Genomic DNA, 18,715 nt, shown 5'->3' on the forward strand with positions numbered 1-18,715 from the left:
TTTGGCTTACTGCAACTTGGCCAGCCAGAGCGAGACGTTGAGGTGCAGCGGGGCGTGGCTGCCGATTTCGGTCCAGCCGGGGTAGAGGGTGTTGCCGCTGGCGCCGGTGCCATCGTCGGCGGGCGACGAATCGGTGATGACGAACACCCGGCCGGTGCCGTAGGTGCTGCTGGCGCACATGGCCTGGGTGGTACCCTGGCTGGCGCTGCCCCGCCACACCAGCGGCTGGGCCACGCTCGAAGTCGTGGTGATGGTAGCGCCGTTGCTGAACTTGAGCTGCGTCACGTTGCCCTGCGAGCCGTGCAAAATGACGTTGCTGGCGCTGCCCAGCACGTTGCTGCTGGTCTCGGAAATGTTGGTCAGGTCAATTTTGAAACCGAACGGGTTGCTCTGCACCGAGTTGCTGGTCATCAGGTCGTTCCAGATGGCCGGCGAGTCGTAGCCGTCATTGTTGCGGTCCGACACGTCGTGGTCCGATATCATAAACAAGCCGCCGCCATTCTTCACAAAATTGATGATGGCCGTTTTCTCGGTGCTGGTAAAGAGCGTATTGGGCTCATCGACCACGAACACGCTGTAGTTGCTCAGGTCCTGGGGGTTGCTGGCGTTGCCGTAGGTGATGGCCGCGCCGGTAGGCAGGGCCTCCACGGTGTTGCCGAGCTTCACCAAGGTCACGGCCCAGGCCGAAAGCGCGCCGGTCCAGTAGGTTTCGGCGGTGCTACTGGTGATGCCGCTCTGGGCCGGCGTGGGCGTGCGCACCACGGTGCCGTTGTCGCTGTCGGGCACCCAGTCGGCGTTGCCGGCCGTTTCGGCGTGGCTGCCGTCGAAGAGGAATTTCTTGCCGCCCGTGGTGCCGGTACCCCCGCCACCGGTGGTGCCGCCGTAGGTCTGCACGGTGAGGTTATCAAGGTTGAGGCGGTTGGTTGAGCCATCGGTTTTGCGTACTTGCAGGCGCACGCTGCCAGCTAGGTTCACCGTGAAGCTAGCCGTGGCGAGCGCGGTGCCGCTGCTGATGATGGTGCTGCCCACTTTGCTGAACGATGAGCCGCCGTTGGCAGAGGCCCACAGCTCCCAAGTGCTGGCGGCGTCGGTGCCGTAGCGGGCGTGGTCGAGGGTCACGACGCCCGCGCCACTGCTCAGGTTGAAGTTCATGGTGAGCGTGCCGCTGTTGCGCACGCGGGCCGACTGGCTGCCGCTTTTCGCGTCGGCGCTGGTGTTGCCGAGCAGCGCGTCATTGAAAGTCCACGAGCCCGACCCTAGGGCTACCGTGCCGCTGGTGTAAGCCGTTTTGGTGCCGGTTTCGAAGGTTTCGGGGAAGCCCGTGGCTACCGCGTTGGTGCTGATGGCCGACAGTGACTTGTTATTAGCAGTCGAGGCCGCTGTGGTAGGGTCGCTGGGGGCAACTTCGGTACGGGCGCAGCCCGTGAGTAGCGCCGCCATGGCAAGGGCTGCCGCTAGTGGCCGCCGCCAATAGGTCAAGTAGTTAGACATAAGGAGAGAACTAGGAAAAGAGAAAGAGGATGGTTCACAAAGCTATGCTGACTCAACGGTTGCGAATTGGGCGCCTAGGTTAGCTATTTGTTACTCTTAGAAGGCTTGCTGTTAGCTGCATACCTGGGATGATTAGTCGGTAGGCGGGATTAAAAAGCTAAGCGGGCCGGGTTGAGAAAGTGAAACAACCGGCGTTTCACTTCCTCAATCCGGCCCGCTCAAGTGGTTCTATGCAGTAAACGACCCTTAGGGCTTACTCGATATCTACTGCCAAGTCGTCTTCGCCTGGGTCGGGCTGGGGTACAACTTCGGGCTCAAACCGGCTTTTGAAGCGGGCGTAAAGCGCATTCATGCCGAGCAGTAGCAAGCCCATGAGGATGAAGACCACGGCCCGCGTGATGGTACCGCTCTGGCGCAGGTCGAAGAACAGTAGCCGTGCCATGCAGCCCAGCAGGCCAGCCAGCGCCACGTAGCGCAGGTCTTGCCGCCGCAGCGCCAGGCTGCCGCTGAACACGGCCACCACTTGCAGCATCAGCAGCACGGTGAGCACTGAGCGGTCGAATGACTGGATGAGCAGTACCGCCAGCGCTCCGAAAGCGGGGTAGAGCAGCCACGTTTCGAGCTGGTGGCGAGCAGGCAAGGCTAGGATATGCCAGGCCGGTGAGAGGCTGGCAAACGGCCCATTGCCCTGGCGTAACGCCAGCGCCACGTAGCCAAACAAGAGTAGCATGGCGGCTATCAGCGCGTACCAATCGGGGCTAAGCAGCTGGCTAGGAGTGATATACAGCAAGCAGCTGAGGCTAGCCGTGCCCGCCGCCAACCAGTAGTAGAGCCGGCCATATAAGCCCAGTCGCCGAAAGCGGAGAGCTAGCCGCGGGGCCGCGCCAGCCAGCACCAGTGCCCCGATTACCCAGACAAGCGGCAGCCACTGCGCCCGCACATCGTGCGCCAGCGTGACTGAGCCGAACAGCAGCGCCACTTCGGGCAGCCAAGGGTGCAGCCGCCGCCAGGAGGCGTACACCGGCTCGGTGGCCGGCGGCCGGGCCAGGGCTACCGCGGCCACCACGCCGAAGAACAAGCCCGCCGTCAGGTAATCGACCCGCAGGCCGAGTAGCGACTCGTGGTGCGTCACCAACCAGCCCTGGAGCATCAGGCTGCCGAGCAGCCCTGCGTAGCTGAGGTGCAGCAGGTAGCGGTCGGGCTGGCCGGCGCGCAGCACAGCGGCTGCCTCGGGGAGAACGCGTCGCCAAGCCAGGGCCGCGCTAAAAGCCGCCCCGCCCAAGGCCAGCAGACCGAGCATGAGGTAGGCAACGTGGTTAGCCGGCACGGCCGCCACTAGGGCCACGACCAGGTGCGCACCTAGCAGGTACAGCCAGGGCCAGCGCACGTAGCGCTCGCCGGCCGGCCACCATGAGGTAAGCAGGCCCGCTACTGGCACGGCCAGCGTAGGCAGTAGATAAAGCAGCACGTAGCCAGCAGTATATCCCATGCTGTGCGTAGCTAGCGGCTGCAGTACGTGGCACCATTGCAGCCCCACGTAGCCTACTCCGGCCAGCATCAGCCCGGCCCAGAGGCCCGGTAGAGCTACCCGCTGCCGCAAGTAGAGCAGCGCCCCGAGCAGCGCCATGGCCGGCCACGCTGCCCACGCCTGCCCATACACCAGCGCGCCCGCACCCAGCAGTAGCCAGCCTACCGTGAGGCCCAAGGCCGGCAACGGCACGCCCGACCCCAGGGCCAAGCGGGCGAAGTCTTCCTGGGCCCGCCGCCAGTAAAAGCGCCGCGCCTGGTAACCCAGCGTGAGCAGCGCCGCGCCCACCAGCAGCGCCGCCCGCGCCCAGGGCCCTAGGGCGCTCAGCGAAGTGTAGCGTACCAGCATGGGCAGCACCAAGGCCTGCACCACCAGCAGGTAGGTTTGCACGTGCAGCAGGTCGTCTTCGTCGCGGCCGCTCAGCAACAGGGCCACCACGAGGCTCTCGGCGTACAGCACGCTGAGAATGCCCGGCCAGCTCAGCCCGAGTTGGTGCAGGCCAAATACGGCGATTAATGTAAAGACTTGGGCTAGTACTAGTTGCTGGCGCCGCATCCACTTGGGTAGGGCCGGCGTGGCCCGTACCCACAGCCCTAGACCTAGGGCGATACCCGCCAGCAGCCCCAGCGCCCCCAGCAGCCCGGCCACCGGTGCGCCCACCCAGCCAAACAGCACGCGGGCGAGTACCAGACCGGCCCCCAGCTGCAGTACGCCCGCCAAGCCCGCAAAGCTGTGCAGCAAGTCGAGGTGCGCTTCGTGGTTGGATACCAATTGCGTCGAGAAAGGCGCGTCTGAAGCTGCCTTATAGCCAGGCAGGTAGGGCCGCACGCCCCGGAGCAGGGGCCACTTTAAGGCGGCTTGTACCAAGCCTAGGGCGGCCCAGCCCGTCAGGGCCAGTACTAGTGCTTCGCGGTAGAGCACTACCAGCCCGGCGCTGGCTACGTGGCTGCCGGCCAGCAGTAGCAGGCTTGCCCCGGTGCCCAGCGCTTCGGCCAGGGCCGCGCGGTACACGAGGGTGTGCAGCCGGTCGGGCGCCGCGCGACCGGCGAGCAAGAGCACTACCAGTAGGTTTTCTCCGAAGAGTAGCAGCAGCACTACCGACCAGCTCAGGCCTACCTCGTGCAGGCCGGCCACGGCCAGCACCACGAGCCCCTGCGCCAGCACCAGCTGCTGCCACCGCGCCCAGCCGGGCAGGTTGCCGGCCCGGCGCACCCACTTGGCCAGTCCGCCGGCAATAGCCGCCAGGGCCACAAGCAGCCCCAGGATGAGCCAAGTGGGCGTAGTAGGCGAGCCAAAAAGCAGCCGCCCCAGCCCTATCCCCGCCACCATCTGCAAAATTCCACCTAGGCCAGCAAAGCCAGCAACGAGGTCGCGGTGCTCCTTAGGGTTGGAAACCAGGCGAGCAGATGCCGCTGACTCATCGCTGAAGAAATGAGGCAGGTAGGGCTTGATAGCGGCCAGTACTGACCATTTAAACGCCAGCTGCGCGAAGGCTAGGCTGACCCAACCGGCTAGGGCGACCACCAGTACTTCGCGGTAGAGTACAGCTGGTTCGCCGTGGCCTAGGTGGGTCGCGGTCCGCAACAACACGGCCAGCCCCGCCAAGGCGGCTTCGGCCAAAGCGGCCCGGTATACGTGCTGGTGCAGGATGTCGCCCGCGGCGCGCCCGGCCAGTAGCAACGCTACCGCTAGGGTTTCCACATAAATCACTAGCAGTACGGCCGACCAATTCAGCCCCAGCTCGTGCAGGCCAACCAAGGCCAGCAGGACAAAAAATTGCGCTAGTACCAACTGCTGCCAGCGTACCCAGCCGGGTAGTCGGCCCGCCGTGCGTACCCACCAAGCTAGCCCCAGCGAGATACCGGCCAAGGCCAGCAGTGCCCCCAGCAACAGCGCCACCGGCGCCCCCGTCCACTCAAAAACAACGCGGAGTAGCGCGAGCCCGGCCAAGGCTTGGAGCCCGCCACCCAACCCAGCGAAGCCCGTAACCCAGCGGCGGTGTTCGGCGGGATTAGAAACGAGGGCACCGGGCGTCGTGCCTGCGGTAAAGCGCGGTAGGTAGGGTTTTATGCCCGGCAGCAACGGCCATTTAAACGTCAACTGCACAGAGACTATGCTCAGCCAACCGGCCAAAACTGAAATCAGCGCCTCGCGGTACAGTTCGGCGGGCGTGCCGTGGGCAACGTAACTGCTGGCCCGCCACACCAATCCTAGGCCAGCTAAAGCAGCTTCGGCCAAGGCCGCCCGGTAGAGCAGGCGGTGCAGCGCATCGGTGGCCGCTCGCCCGGCCAGCGCTCCGGCTACGAGTAAGGTTTCGGTGTAAACTAGTAGCAGTACGGCCGACCAGTTCAGTCCCACCTCGTGCAGCCCCAGCAAGGCTAGGAGCACGTAAAATTGCGCCAGCCCGAGTTGCTGCCAGCGCACCCAGCCGGGTGCCCGGCCCGCCGTGCGTACCCACCGGGCCAGCCCCAGCGAGATAATGGCTACGGCCAACAAGGCACCTGGGGGCCAGGCTGCCGCTGGGGCTAGCCCGCTCATAACCAGGCGGCTCAGCGCTAGCCCGGCGGTGGCTTGCAACACACCACCCAGGGCCGCAAAGCCGTTGAGGTAGCCAGTATGCGCCTCGTGGTTTGATACTAGCTCCGGATTGGGGTCCGCGGTAGGGTAGGGCTTGGCGCCCGCCAGCCGCGGCCATTTGAAGGCCAGCTGCACGAAGGCCAGCGTGGCCCAGCCGGCCAGGGCCAGCACAAGCGTCTCGCAGTAGAGCACGGCCGCCGAGCTACCCAGCAGGTGGGTGCTGGCCCGCAGCAATACGCCCAGCCCAGCTACCGCCGCCTCGGCCAGCGCCGCCCTGTACACGAGCTGATGCAGCCCGTCGCGCTCGGCGCGGCCGGCTAGCAAAAGAATAGCCCCCAGGGTTTCAGCGTAGCCTATTAGCAGCACTGCTGACCAACTGAAGCCGGCTTCGTGCAAACCAAGAATAGCCAGCCCCACGAACAACTGAGCTATGACCAGCTGTTGCCAGCGCACCCAGCTTGGCGCGCGGCCCGCCCGGCGCACCCACGTGGCGAAGGCCAGCGCCGCGGCCGCCAAACCCAGCAGCAGCAAACCCACCGGCGCGCTCGACCAGCCGAATAGGATGCGCGCCAGCCCTAGGCCCGCGCCCAGTTGCAGCAGGCCCATCAGCCCCGCAAAAACGTTCAGCTGCTGGCGCGGCGACTCGTAGCTCGCGGCCGCGTCTTGCTCAGGCGTGTTGCCGCGCAGCAGGCGCTGCTGGAGAATGAACTGCACAAACGCCAGCCCGGCCCAGCCCGCCACGGCCAGCACCAACGTCTCGCGGTACAGTACGGCCGGCGGACTAGCCGCCAGGTGGCCGCCGGCCAGCACCAGCAGGCCCGCGCTGGCCAGCGAGGCTACCGTCAGGGCCGTGCGGTACACTAGTATTTCGCCCTGCCGGGCCATTACCAGGGTTATCAGCAAGGCTTCAAGCAGCATAAACAGCCCAATGACCATGGGCGTGGCGTGCCAGCCTTGCAGCGAGAGCGCCGTAGCTAGGGCCAGGATGAGCGAGATAATAGTGTCGGTCTGGAACAGCCAGCCGATGCCCAACTGCTTGGCCTTGCGCCCGGCCCAGAACGTGAGGAGGGCACCTAGGGCCAGCGGAATGGTCTTCCAAATCGAGCCCGTGCTGTAGAGGTACAAATTGATACCTAGGCAGGTCCAGTTCAGCAGGTGGGCCGTGAAGAGCAGTGCGTCGAACCGGCGCTGGGCGTACACTTTGCGGTATTGCACCACGGCCGCCGCACCGCCCACCAGCAGCACCAGCGCCATAGCCATCAGGCGCAACGGGCTCGAAATAGTTGGTAGCGCTTGGTGCCAATAAAGGTGAAAGGCGAAGAAGCTGACGATGCTCAGCAGCAGCTGGTATTTCCAGAGCTGCCGGTAGGTGATGGCGATGCTGAAGGCTGTGACACCCGCCGCCGCGCCTAGCGTGAGGGGCGTGGGCGGCAGCACTGCCAGCGCCACCAAACTCAGCACGCCGTGCAGCGTGGCCACTTCCTGGCGGCTGGTGCGCCAGGCCAGGTAGAGGTTGGCGCTCACGCCCGCCAGCAGCAACAGGTAGTCGAACGGCGGCGTAACCCAGCGCAGTCCCGCTATGCTCACCGAGCCCACGCAGGCAAATAAGAAAATGGCCGCCGCGCTGCTTACTAGCCAAGCATTCAGTTTCTTGGCAAAAGCTTTTTCGCGCAGCGCATACCGCGCCCCCAGCAAGCCCGCTGCAAAGGCGCAAATCATCAAAAATCGGAGCTGGGGCGAGACCCGCAGCGCCGCGTAGATACCCAGGAAGCCGACGCCCGTCACTAGTACCACCGCGCCCAGAATGCCGGTCCAGTTTTCGAGTAGCATGGTCGAGGCGCGTTCCCACCACGTGGGCCCGGTGGGTATGGGCTTGGGCGCGGCCCGCCGCGGTAGCACCGGCTTGCGCGGGGGCGGCGGGCTGGGCCGGCTCACCGGGCGCGGCAGCGGAGCCCAAGTTGGAGCGGGTTCGGTGGCGGGCGTGGGGGTAGGTACGGGCTCGTCGGCAGGCTCAGGTGCCGCTAGATGCTCTGGTTCGCTAGTGGGGCTGGGCTCGGTTAGTGGTTCAGGCTCAGAAGCTGCTATTTCCTCAGCTACCAAAGCTAGCTCGGTTACTAGTTCCGGTTCAGCTGCCAGTTCTGGTTCACCTGCTAAGTCAGTTTCGGTACCTAGGTCCGGCTCCACCTCAATTACGGGCACTAACGTTGGTTCCTCTAGGGGTGCTGGCTCGGGCGTTGCCACGGGCTCTGGTAGCCAGGCGGGGACAGCGCTGGGCTCGGCCGCTAGCTCGATTTCTGGCGTCGGCTCCGTAGCAGAAATGGGTTCCTCTAAGGGCTCTGGTGCGGCTTCTGGTGCGGTCGTGTCTTCTACCGTAGATGTTGCTATCTCCGCCACTTCGCTGGCTGCAGCGGCTGGCTTTGGTTCTTCCAACGTTGGCAGTGTGGCTGGGGCCGGAGTAGCTGGTTCGGCCACTACCACTGGCGGTTCCGGCGCTACCGTAGCCGCGGCGGGCGCCCAGCCACTCACTGGCGGTGCAAAATGGGAGGTTGTGGGAGTGCGAAAGCTCGCCGCCGGAGCCAGGCTTGGGCTGGCCGCCCTAAATTCGCTGAGCTGCTCGCGCAACTGCTGCAACTCGGTGCGGAACTTGTTCTGCTCGACTGTGCGGCGGGTCAGTTCCGCCTGCAGGTCGTCTAGCTGTTCTGGGAGACCCCAGACGCGAACGGCTAGAAAAAGGGCGCCAAGTAGTAGCGCAAACAAAAAGATTTCCATAGGCCAGACAGCATTAGTGACCAGCTAGCTATTGCTAGGCTAATCAGTTGGTGAAAAGGGTCTGGCGCTGGTCAATAGCGGCGCTAAAGCCGCTGAAGTAACCGCATGGACTTTGGGAAATACAAATACGGGGCCGATGTGAAATGGCACTTTTGCGGCTTCCCGATAAAGTTCCATAAGCGGGCGGCCAAATGTTGTAAAACCCGAATTATGTACGTTTGGGCTGCTAGGTATTCGAAAGCCAATACTCTTGTAAGGTGTTGTTAAAAGGGAACTTAAATAATAAATTAAAAATAATTTTAGCATAAAGCAAAAGAACCGCCCCGGACGAGTCCGAGACGGTTCTTAGTAACTGGAGCAGCGTAGAAAGCCTTATTTCTTTGCCTCTATCACGGGCTGCATCTTCTGTAGCATGCCTAGGTGCATCTGGAGTACCGGCAGCGTCTTTTGCGCGAAGGCCCTGATGTCGGTATCGCTGGACTGCGTCACCGCGCCTTGAAACTCCTTGATGTCCTCCTGGTGGTCGGTGAGCATGGCGCTCACGTATTTCTTGTCCAGGTCGGCGCCTTTTTCGGCCAGCACCTCGTCGTACACCTTTTGCTGGTCCTCGCCGAGGGTGGTGGGCAGGGTGATGTTTTTCTGGGCCGCCAGCGCCTTTAGCTCGTTGTTGGCCTTGGTGTGGTCGGTCACCATTTGCTGCGCAAATTGCTTGGCATCAGGCGTAGTAGCTTTTTGGGCTACCTGCTGGCCTAGCTGTACCTCCAGCAAACCGCCGCTGGCCGCTTTGGTCATAAACTGCGAGTCGAACGCGGGGCGCTGCTCGCCGCTCACGCCCTTGGCGGTGGTCACGACTGTGTCAGCATTGGTAATGCCTTCTTTGGCATTGTTGGTTGCCTGCGCCTGCTCCACCGAGTCGGGCTTCGAGGAGCAGCCGGCCGCACTCAGCAGCACGGCTGTTCCCAAAAGCATTATAAAAGCCTGTTTCATAGCTACAAAGCTGGTAGTCAGAATGGGTGTTAGGTAGCCCTGGGGCGAACCTACATTTTCATGTTCGAATCTTTGTGCGCCATGCTCAAGTGCTGCTCTACCACCGGCAGGGTGGTCGTAATCCAGCCGTTCAGGGCCGTGTTCTTGGTCATGGTTTTGTGGGCGGCCAGAGTGTTGGCCGTTTTCTGATGGTCGGTCACCATTTGGGCCAGGTACTTGGTTTCAAACTCTTTGCCAGTTAGCTTGGCCATGGTGGGGGCCAGGGCTTTGTGCTCGGCATCCATGCCCAGCGGCAGCGTTACGCCGGCCTTGGCCGCAATGGGCTTCAGGTTGGCCGTGCTCTTGGTGTGGTCGGCTATCATCTGGTTGGCCAGGGTTTTAGCATTGGCCGATACGTCCTTGGTGAGGGCCATTCTGCTGAGTTGAATCTCGTTCTGGTCGCTGTGAGCGGCCGACATCATAAACTCCTTGTCATCGGCGTGCGGCGCGGTGGGTCCCGTAGGGTCGGCCTTGGCCATGCTGCCGTCCTGCATGGCCGGGCTGCTATCGGCCGAGGCTGGTGCCATAGCCGTGTTAGCGGTATCTGTCGCAGTAGTTGCCGTGGCATCGGCGGCCGTGCCCGTGGCGCTGGTCGAAGCCGCGTCAGTAGCCGACGTAGTGGTCGAAGAATCAGTGGTGCTACAGGCATTCAGGGCAAGCAGGCCGGCACCTAGGAGGGGAAGAATCAGGCGTTTCATAAAGGAAATTTAAAAAGTGGGTCGTAGGGGTTGTTTACGTAGATTTTTACAGAAATGTTTGATTATGAATGTATTGCGCGTATTATGATATTGATAGTCAAAGGCGACTGCCTCGAAAGGAGGAGGCTACTAGCCAAATCTTTGGTGCCTAGGTTAAACCGCCCGGGCAGGTGGCCATCTTACGGGCATCACTTTCACCTTTCTGCTCTATGCGTTTCACTACTTCCCTGCGCGCCGTAGCCGGCGTGGCCCTGGCGGGCGGACTACTCCTCACGGCCAGCTGCAAAAAAAATAACGAGGTCACATCGGCCGATGACGTGGTTTCGGCTCAGGATACAGGCCTCGGCCAGGAGGAAGACGCCGCCACCGCCGACATGGTAGAGGCCGCCGCCCCCCAGGATGCCATGGCCGCCACCAGCGCCACGGTGGCCGACACGCCCGAGTTGGCCCGGCTGCTGCCACCCTGCGCCACCCGCACCTACGACGCGGCCATGCGTACCCTCACGCTCAATTTTGGCCCCACCAACTGCCTGTGCCCCGACGGGCGCTACCGCCGCGGCATCCTGCGGGCCGTGTTTAGCGGGCCTTATCGCCAGGCGGGGGCCGTGGTCACCATCAGCCGGACCAGCTACTTTGTCAATGATAATCAACACCTAGGCACCCGTATTATTACCAGCCTGGGTAGCGGCTCCTTCGACCTGGCCGTGCAAGATGCCAGCATCATCTTCGCCAATGGCGGGGGCACCACGGCGTGGTCGTCGCAGCGCCGCTACGTCCGCACGGCGGGTTTTGGCACCCCCAGTATTCTCGGCGATAGCTACAGCATCACGGGCTCGCTCACGGGTACCAACCGCCGCGGCATCAGCTACACGGCCGCCATCCAGCAGCCGCTGTTAAAGAAGTTTGCCCTAGGCTGCGCCCGGCATTTCGTGGCCGGTACCATCGAACTCACCAATACGAATGCCAAGGCCATGCTGCTCAACTACGACCCCACCGGCACCCAGGCCTGCGACAACATCGCCTCCGTTACCCTCAACGGCCGCACCTACCCCATCCAACTCCGCTAATCGCAGATTTAACTGATTTAACGGATTGCGCAGATACGCCCGCCTGCGGCGGGCTGACTAAGCGGGCGCAGGCGGCCTGCGGCTCGCTCTACCTTACTTCATTCTCATGATTCTCATGCCTTGAAGCCAATTTCTATAACGTCCTAAAAACAAAGCGAGCCGCAGGCCGCCTGCGCTAGCCTAGCCAGCCCGCCGCAGGCGGGCGTATCTGCGCAATCCGTTTAATCCGTTAAATCTGCGATGATGGCGGCCGCTAGTACTAGGTCTTCGGGGGTGGTAATCTTCAGGTTGCGGTAGTCGCCTTCTACCAGGTGCACCGCGAGTAGGTCATCGACTACGCTGGCGTCGTCGGTGAAGGTAGGTAGCTCGGGCAGGCGGTAGGCACGGCGCAGCAGGTCGAGGTCAAAGGTTTGGGGCGTCTGCATCAGGCGCAAGCGGCGGCGGTCGAGCGGCGACGAGCCGGCGGCGCCCAGCATCCGCACTGAGTCTTTGGGCGGCACGGCGGCGGCGGCGGCCAGGTGCACGGCGGCGGCCTGGTAGGTGGCCTCCACCACGCGCTTGGGCACCAGCGGACGCACGCCGTCGTGCACGGCCACCAGCGCTTCGGCGGCGCGGGCGGCGGGCAGCGCCGCCAGCCCGGCCTTCACCGAGGCCCAGCGGGTTTCGCCACCGGCCACTACCGTATGCGGCGGCACGTCAGCGTATTCGGCTGCCAGGGCCTGCCAGTAGGCTAACTGGTCGGCGGGTAGCACCACCACGGTTTGAGCCACCCCTAGGGCGGGCTCGGCAAAGCGCCGTAGCGTGTGCAGCAGCACCGGCTCGTTGCGCAGCAGCAAAAACTGCTTGGGGCGGTCGGCGCCCATGCGCAGGCCGCTGCCCCCGGCCACCAGGATGGCGTAGCGGGGGAGGGGCTGGCTGGCTGAATTGATTGATTGTTGAACGGCGGGCTTGGGAAGCATGGCGGTGGGATAGGAGCAAGGGTGCAATACTGTCTAACCGTAAAAATGGCCCGGCCGCTAAAAAAAGCAACCGGGCCATTTAATAATCAGCCATTCAGCAAGCCAATACTTACAGAATGAGCATCGCGTCGCCGTAGGCGAAAAAGCGGTACTTCTCCTTGATAGCCTCCTCGTAGGCGGCCATCATCAACTTGTAGCCAGCGAAGGCCGAGGCCATCATCACGAGCGTACTTTCGGGTAGGTGAAAATTGGTTAGCAGCGAGTTAGCAATTTTGAACTCGTAGGGCGGGTAGATAAACTTGTCGTTCCAGCCCTGGGTCACCTTCACGCGGCTGCTCGCCGATACCGACGCATCGAGCGCCCGCACGGTGGTGGTGCCGATGGCGCACACCTGCTTTTTAGCGTCGATGGTTTTGTTGATAATCTGGGCGGCTTCGGCGTCCACGAAGAACTGCTCCGAGTCCATCTTGTGCTTGGTCAGGTCCTCCACGTCCACGTGGCGGTAGGTACCCAGGCCCACGTGCATCGTGATGAAGGCTTTCTCGATACCCTTGATTTCCATGCGCTTCATTACCTCGCGCGAGAAGTGCAGGCCAGCGGCCGGGGCCGCCACGGCGCCGATGTTCTCGGCAAAAATGGTCTGGTAGCGCTCCTTGTCGCCTTCCTCGGTTTCGCGCTTTAGCACGTCCTTGGGCACGGGCGTTTCGCCGAGCTCGTGCAGGGCCTTGCGGAACTCCTCGTCGGTGCCATCAAACAGGAACTTGATGGTGCGGCCGCGCGAGGTGGTGTTGTCAATCACCTCGGCCACGATGTCGGACTCGCCGAAGTACAGCTTGTTGCCGACCCGGATTTTGCGGGCCGGGTCCACGAGCACGTCCCACAGGCGCAATTCTTTATTGAGTTCGCGCAGCAAAAATACTTCAATCTGCGCGCCGGTGCGCTCTTTCTGGCCGTACATGCGGGCCGGAAATACTTTGGTATCATTAAAAACGAATACGTCGCCTTCGGAGAAGTATTCCAGAATATCTTTGAACATCCGGTGCTCGAACTGGCCGGTGGCACGGTTCACGACCATCAGGCGCGATTCGTCGCGGTGCCGGGCTGGGTGCGAGGCAATCAGCTCTTCGGGGAGTTCAAACTTGAACTCGTGCAGTTTCATCGCCATGTAGTGGGACGTACTAGGGGGAAGTTACCAAAAATTTGGGCGGGCAAAGGTACGTGTTTGTTTTGAGATTCCGAATACCTTTGCGCTGCTTATCTGCTACTTGCCTTTTCTGCTCCGCCTATGCTACTCGCCCTGCGCCTTACGTTCGAGAGTTTTGCGTTTGCCTGGCAGGCCCTGCGGTCCAACCTGCTGCGCACCGTTTTGTCGCTCCTAGGGGTCACGGTGGGCATATTTGCCATCATCGCCGTGTTTATGGTCGTCGATTCGCTCGAAGCCAACGTGCGCCAGAGCATGAGCTTCATGGGCGACAAGGTGGTGTACGTGGGCAAGTGGCCCTGGGTATTTGAGCCCAACCAGCCCTGGTGGAAGTACTTCAACCGCCCCGTGCCCACGGCCCGCGAGTTTCGGCAGCTCGAACGCATGCTGACGCCCGGCGGCAACAAAGGCGTGGCCATCTTTGTGAGCAAGAGCGGCAACACCTTCAAGGCGGGTACTAACTCGGTGACCGACTGCGCCTTGCAAGGCGTGAGCTTCGACTACCGCAACGTGTCGAACGTGCCCGTGGAGCAGGGGCGCTACTTCACGCTGCAGGAAATCGACGGGGCGCGGCCGGTGGCCATCATCGGGGCCACCATTGCCGAAAACCTCTTCCCCGGCATCGAGCCTGTGGGCCAACAATTCAAAACCCACGGCCGCTACTTCACCGTGATTGGAGTGCTGAAAAAGGAGGGCAAAAACCTCCTAGGTGCCCCCAGCAACGATGCTAACTGCCTCATCCCGTATAATACCTTCGCTGGCATCTTCGCCCTCAGTAGCACCGGCATGAGCGGCCCCTCGCCCCAGCTCGGCGTGAAGGGCACCGATGCCGACCCCGGCCTGCTCAACCTGGAGGCCGAGATGCAGGGCGCCATGCGCACTATCCGCGGCCTCAAGCCCCGCGAGGAAGACAACTTCGCCCTCAACCGGCCCGAGATGATAGCCTCGCTTATTACTAAGCTCTTCAGCGTCATTGGGTTGGCGGGCGGCGTCATTGGGTCGTTTGCGATGCTGGTGGGCGGCTTCGGCATTGCCAACATCATGTTTGTGTCGGTGCGCGAGCGCACCAATGTCATCGGCATTCAGAAATCATTGGGAGCGAAAAACTACTTTATTCTGTTCCAGTTTCTGTTCGAGGCCGTGTTTCTGTGTCTCCTAGGTGGTGCGGCGGGCATCTTTTTGGTCTGGCTCATCACGTTTATTCCGCTCGGCGACCTCACGCTATTCCTCAGCCCTGGCAACATCACCCTTGGGCTGCTGGTGTCGGTGGGCATCGGCGTGGTGGCGGGCATCGTGCCCGCCGTGCTGGCCGCCAACCTCGACCCCGTTATCGCCATTCGGGCCAAGTAAGCGGTAGGCTAGCTTTTGGCACTATTGTTTCTGGCTTGGAACGATAGGGCTTTCGATATGCTTGTTACTTCTTGGGCTCTTATATTCGCCCCTTGTGGCCGCCCCGCTTGCTGAGCTGGGGCGGTTTCGTTTTTTCCCCACCCTGGCAGTATGTCCAAACTTAAGAAAACCAGCAAGACCAAACTGGCCGATGATAACCTAAACGCCGGCTCCGGCAAAACCATCGTGCAGCCCAACGTCAACGACAACAAGCTGACGAGCATCACCGAACTACGCCAGCAGACTGGCTCGACCACCGGCCACGACCCCGACGAGCAACGCATCCGCAAGGCATTCGTGGACAAAGACTGGAATGAGATTAAAATCGCTGATAGCTGGCAGATTTTCAAGGTAATGGCCGAGTTTGTGGAGGGCTTCGAGAAGATGTCCAAAATCGGCCCCTGCGTGAGCATCTTCGGCTCGGCCCGCACCCAGCCTGATAACCAATACTATAAGCTGGCTGAGGAAATCGCCTCCAAGCTGGTCCGCCACGGCTACGGCGTCATCACGGGCGGCGGCCCCGGCATCATGGAAGCCGGCAACAAGGGCGCCCGCGCCGAGGGCGGCAAGTCGGTGGGCCTCAACATTGAGCTGCCCTTCGAGCAGACCCACAACATCTATATCGACCAGGACAAGTGCATCGACTTCGATTACTTTTTCGTGCGCAAAGTTATGTTTGTGAAGTACGCGCAGGCCTTTGTGGGCATGCCCGGCGGCTTCGGCACCATCGACGAGCTGTTTGAGGCGCTGACCCTGATTCAGACCAAAAAAATCGGCCGCTTCCCCATCGTGCTCGTGGGCTCGGCCTACTGGGGCGGCCTCTTCGAGTGGATTAGCAATGTAATGCTGGCCGAGGAACACAACATCTCGCCCGAGGATATGAACCTCGTGCAGATAGTGGACGACGCCAGCGAAGCCGTCAAAATCATTGACGATTTCTACCATAAGTACTCGCTGTCGCCCAACTTTTAAGCGACTGCTTTATTTGCCCAAAAGCCGGACGGAAACGCCCGGCTTTTTTGTTGAACAGCCGTAAAGCCACCTACCCGCGTTCTGCCCGCCTCGCCCGTACTTTGCCCCACCATGTCTGATACCGCCGCTACTCCCGCTAAAAAGCTTTTCCTGCTCGACGCTTTTGCCCTCATCTACCGCTCGCACTTTGCCTTTGCCAAGAACCCTAGGGTCAACTCGAAGGGCATGAATACCGGGGCCATTCTGGGCTTCACCAACACGCTGGTGGAGGTGCTGCTCAAGGAGAAGCCGACCCACCTAGGGGTGTGCTTTGACTCGGGCAAGACCTTCCGGCACGAGAAGGACGAGAACTACAAGGCCAACCGCCAGGCCATGCCCGAGGACATCGGCATTGCCATTCCGTACATCAAGCAGATTGTGGAGGCGTTTCACATTCCGATTTTGCTGATGGCCGGCTTCGAGGCCGATGACGTGATTGGTACGCTGGCCCAAAAGGCGGAAAAAGAAGGTTTTGAGGTGTTCATGATGACGCCCGATAAAGACTACTGCCAGCTCGTGACCGAGCAAATCAAGATTTACCGCCCCGCCTTTATGGGCAATGCGGCCGAGGTGCTCGACGTGGCGCACGTGCTCGAACGCTTCGAGATTGAGCGCACCGAGCAAGTGATTGATATTCTGGGCTTGCAGGGCGATGCGAGCGATAATATCCCCGGCATTCCAGGCATTGGCGAGAAGACGGCCAAGACGCTCATCAAGCAGTTTGGCTCGGTCGAAAACCTGATTGCCAACGTCGATAAGCTGAAGGGCAAACAGCAGGAGAACGTGCGCAACTTCGCCGAGCAGGGCCTGCTGAGCAAGGAGCTGGCCACGATTCACGTGAACGTGCCCATCGAATTTGAGGCGGATAAACTCCTCATGGACGCGCCCGACGCGGCGCGTCTGCGGGAGCTGTTTGAGGAGCTCGAGTTTCGGCAGCTGGCCACGCGGGTGCTGGGCGAAAGCGCTGCGGGCGCCGCGCCGCGCACCCCAGCCGGCCCCGTGGGACGCGGCGCCCGCCGGCCCAAAGTGGCCGCGCCGAGCGCGCAGGGCTCGCTCTTCGGCGAGGGCAGCGCGGCCGTTATCAACGCAGCCGAAAACGGCGACCTAGGGACCGACGTGGTCGGCGAGTATTACGACGGCCCTACTAAAACGCTGGAAGACGTGCCGCACCATTATCATTTGGTAGACACGCCCGAGCTGCGCAAATCGCTGATGCAGTTCTTGCTACAGCAAAAAGAAGTAAGTTTCGACACCGAGACTACCGGCCTCAATACCATGACGGCGCGGCTGGTGGGCCTGAGCTTTAGTTGGGTGGCGGGCGAAGCGTACTACGTGCCCGTACCGGGCGACGATGCGGAGGCCAGCCAGGCGCTGGTCGATGAATTTCGGCCGTTTTTCGAGCACCCAACCATCCTCAAAATCGGGCAAAATATTAAGTACGACCTGTTGATACTGAAGAACTACGAGGTGCGCGTGAGCGGGCCGTTCTTCGATACCATGCTGGCGCACTACCTCATCGAGCCCGACATGCGCCACAACATGGACGTGCTGGCCGAAACCTATCTGCACTACACGCCGGTGCCCATTACGGACCTCATCGGGGCCAAGGGCAAGAACCAGAAGACGATGGCAGACCTCGACCCGGCCCTGGTGAGCGACTATGCCTGCGAGGATGCCGACGTGACCTTGCAGCTGCGCCACGTGTTCGAACCCGTGCTGAAGGACCTAGGGCTGCTGGGCCTGCTGGTCGATGTAGAAAACCCGCTGGTGCCCGTGCTCGCCGACATCGAGCGGGCGGGCGTGCGCATCGACTCAGGCGCCATGAACGAGTATTCGGCCGAGCTGCAAGGCTACGTGCAGGAGCTCGAAACCCAGATTTTTAAGGAAGCTGGCCAGGAGTTCAACATTGGCTCACCCAAGCAGCTGGGCGAGGTGCTGTTTGACAAAATGGACATCGGGAAGGGCAAAATCAAGAAGACCAAAACCGGTCAGTACGCCACGGGCGAAGAAATACTGAGCCAACTTGCTACCGATAACCCCATTGCCGGCCTTATCCTCGAATACCGCCAGCTCAGCAAGCTGCGCAGCACCTACGTGGAGGCCCTACCCCAGCTAGTGAGCCCGCTCGACGGCCGCGTGCACACGACCTTCAACCAGGCCGTGACGGCCACCGGCCGCCTCAGCAGTACCAACCCCAACCTCCAGAATATTCCCATTCGTACCGAGAAGGGCCGCGAAATTCGCAAAGCCTTCGTGCCGCGCGATGCCGACCATATTCTGCTGGCGGCCGACTACTCGCAGGTGGAGCTGCGCATCATGGCCGACTTTTCGGGCGATGCGACCATGATTGAGGCCTTCCGCCTGGGGCAGGACGTGCACACGAGCACCGCCAGCAAGGTGTTTAAAGTGCCGCTGAGCGAGGTCGATGGCGAGATGCGCCGCAAGGCCAAGACCGTGAACTTCGGTATCATCTACGGCATCTCCGCCTTCGGCCTGGCCCAGCGCATCGGCATCAGCCGCAAGGAGGCGGTGGATATCATCGAAACGTACTTCCAAGAGTTTCCGTCGGTGAAGCAGTTCATGGACGAGAGCATTAACCGCGCCCGCGAGCTCGAATACGCCGAAACGCTGCTCAAGCGCCGCCGCTACCTACGCGACATCAACTCGCGCAACGCCACGCTGCGCGGCTACACCGAGCGCAACGCCATCAACGCCCCCATCCAGGGCACGGCCGCCGACATTATCAAGATGGCTATGATAAACATCCACGACTGGCTCATCGAAGAGAAGCTGGGCACCAAGATGATACTGCAAGTGCACGACGAACTCGTATTCGACGCCGTGCGCGAGGAAGTGGACTACGTGACGCCCAAAATCCGCGAGCTCATGACCACTGCCCTGCTGCTGCCCCGCGGCGTGCCGCTGGAAGTGGAGGTAGGGACGGGCGACAACTGGCTGAAGGCGCACTAAAGCCGAAATCAATAAGTTCGATTGACCAT

The 18,715-nt window shown here is 61.8% G+C and carries 11 protein-coding genes; 4 read left to right on the plus strand and 7 right to left on the minus strand.

What is annotated here, in order from left to right; translation table 11 throughout:
- Positions 1–6: 6 nt before the first annotated feature.
- The 5 genes from ACFSDX_RS00725 to ACFSDX_RS00745 form a co-directional block, all read right to left on the minus strand.
- On the minus strand, positions 7–1,491 hold the full coding sequence (locus tag ACFSDX_RS00725; protein WP_382311123.1) for a hydrolase: 1,485 nt from the start codon (positions 1,489–1,491) through the stop codon (positions 7–9).
- 253 nt (positions 1,492–1,744) lie between these two features.
- The gene (locus ACFSDX_RS00730; RefSeq protein ID WP_382311125.1) at positions 1,745–7,837 is read right to left on the minus strand and encodes a hypothetical protein; all 6,093 of its coding nucleotides are present in this window, start codon (positions 7,835–7,837) and stop codon (positions 1,745–1,747) included.
- A 567-nt stretch (positions 7,838–8,404) separates the two neighbouring features.
- Positions 8,405–8,671, minus strand: a complete 267-nt coding sequence (locus ACFSDX_RS00735; protein ID WP_382311127.1) for a hypothetical protein — start codon at positions 8,669–8,671, stop codon at positions 8,405–8,407.
- 66 nt (positions 8,672–8,737) lie between these two features.
- Complete coding sequence (locus ACFSDX_RS00740; RefSeq protein ID WP_382311129.1) at positions 8,738–9,334, minus strand: DUF4142 domain-containing protein; 597 nt, start codon at positions 9,332–9,334, stop codon at positions 8,738–8,740.
- Between the two features lie 68 nt (positions 9,335–9,402).
- Positions 9,403–10,089: a DUF4142 domain-containing protein gene (locus ACFSDX_RS00745; RefSeq protein WP_382311131.1), complete on the minus strand. Its 687-nt coding sequence runs from the start codon at positions 10,087–10,089 to the stop codon at positions 9,403–9,405.
- 209 nt (positions 10,090–10,298) lie between these two features.
- Here ACFSDX_RS00745 and ACFSDX_RS00750 point away from each other — a divergent pair, with 209 nt between their 5' ends.
- On the plus strand, positions 10,299–11,156 hold the full coding sequence (locus ACFSDX_RS00750) for a hypothetical protein (protein ID WP_382311133.1): 858 nt from the start codon (positions 10,299–10,301) through the stop codon (positions 11,154–11,156).
- A gap of 221 nt (positions 11,157–11,377) precedes the next feature.
- Here ACFSDX_RS00750 and ACFSDX_RS00755 read toward each other — a convergent pair whose 3' ends face one another.
- Both ACFSDX_RS00755 and queA read right to left on the minus strand, forming a co-directional pair.
- Positions 11,378–12,115, minus strand: coding sequence for a 2-C-methyl-D-erythritol 4-phosphate cytidylyltransferase (locus ACFSDX_RS00755; protein WP_382311135.1), 738 nt, complete (start codon positions 12,113–12,115; stop codon positions 11,378–11,380).
- A 109-nt stretch (positions 12,116–12,224) separates the two neighbouring features.
- Positions 12,225–13,274, minus strand: coding sequence for a tRNA preQ1(34) S-adenosylmethionine ribosyltransferase-isomerase QueA (queA, locus tag ACFSDX_RS00760; protein WP_382311137.1), 1,050 nt, complete (start codon positions 13,272–13,274; stop codon positions 12,225–12,227).
- Positions 13,275–13,400: 126 nt separating this feature from the next.
- On the opposite strand from queA, the gene ACFSDX_RS00765 reads away from it, so the two are divergent.
- The 3 genes from ACFSDX_RS00765 to polA all read left to right on the plus strand — a co-directional run bounded on the left by ACFSDX_RS00765 (position 13,401) and on the right by polA (position 18,686).
- Positions 13,401–14,666: an ABC transporter permease gene (locus ACFSDX_RS00765; protein ID WP_382311139.1), complete on the plus strand. Its 1,266-nt coding sequence runs from the start codon at positions 13,401–13,403 to the stop codon at positions 14,664–14,666.
- A 150-nt stretch (positions 14,667–14,816) separates the two neighbouring features.
- Entirely contained in the window at positions 14,817–15,677 is an 861-nt protein-coding gene (locus tag ACFSDX_RS00770; protein ID WP_382311141.1) for an LOG family protein, read from the plus strand.
- Between the two features lie 111 nt (positions 15,678–15,788).
- A complete protein-coding gene (gene polA / locus ACFSDX_RS00775) occupies positions 15,789–18,686 on the plus strand; it encodes a DNA polymerase I (protein ID WP_382311143.1) in 2,898 nt (965 codons plus the stop codon).
- The last annotated feature ends 29 nt before the right edge of the window (positions 18,687–18,715 follow it).

This window comes from Hymenobacter bucti, assembly GCF_042681145.1.
GTDB lineage: Bacteria > Bacteroidota > Bacteroidia > Cytophagales > Hymenobacteraceae > Hymenobacter > Hymenobacter bucti.

Coding starts and splice junctions, on each gene's coding strand:
- ACFSDX_RS00740 (WP_382311129.1), bottom strand. CDS start 9,334: ATGCTTTTGGGAACAGCCGTGCTGCTGAGTGCGGCCGGCTGCTCCTCG.
- ACFSDX_RS00745 (WP_382311131.1), bottom strand. CDS start 10,089: ATGAAACGCCTGATTCTTCCCCTCCTAGGTGCCGGCCTGCTTGCCCTG.
- ACFSDX_RS00725 (WP_382311123.1), bottom strand. CDS start 1,491: ATGTCTAACTACTTGACCTATTGGCGGCGGCCACTAGCGGCAGCCCTT.
- ACFSDX_RS00755 (WP_382311135.1), bottom strand. CDS start 12,115: ATGCTTCCCAAGCCCGCCGTTCAACAATCAATCAATTCAGCCAGCCAG.
- ACFSDX_RS00735 (WP_382311127.1), bottom strand. CDS start 8,671: ATGCTAAAATTATTTTTAATTTATTATTTAAGTTCCCTTTTAACAACA.
- ACFSDX_RS00770 (WP_382311141.1), top strand. CDS start 14,817: ATGTCCAAACTTAAGAAAACCAGCAAGACCAAACTGGCCGATGATAAC.
- ACFSDX_RS00750 (WP_382311133.1), top strand. CDS start 10,299: ATGCGTTTCACTACTTCCCTGCGCGCCGTAGCCGGCGTGGCCCTGGCG.
- queA (WP_382311137.1), bottom strand. CDS start 13,274: ATGAAACTGCACGAGTTCAAGTTTGAACTCCCCGAAGAGCTGATTGCC.
- polA (WP_382311143.1), top strand. CDS start 15,789: ATGTCTGATACCGCCGCTACTCCCGCTAAAAAGCTTTTCCTGCTCGAC.
- ACFSDX_RS00765 (WP_382311139.1), top strand. CDS start 13,401: ATGCTACTCGCCCTGCGCCTTACGTTCGAGAGTTTTGCGTTTGCCTGG.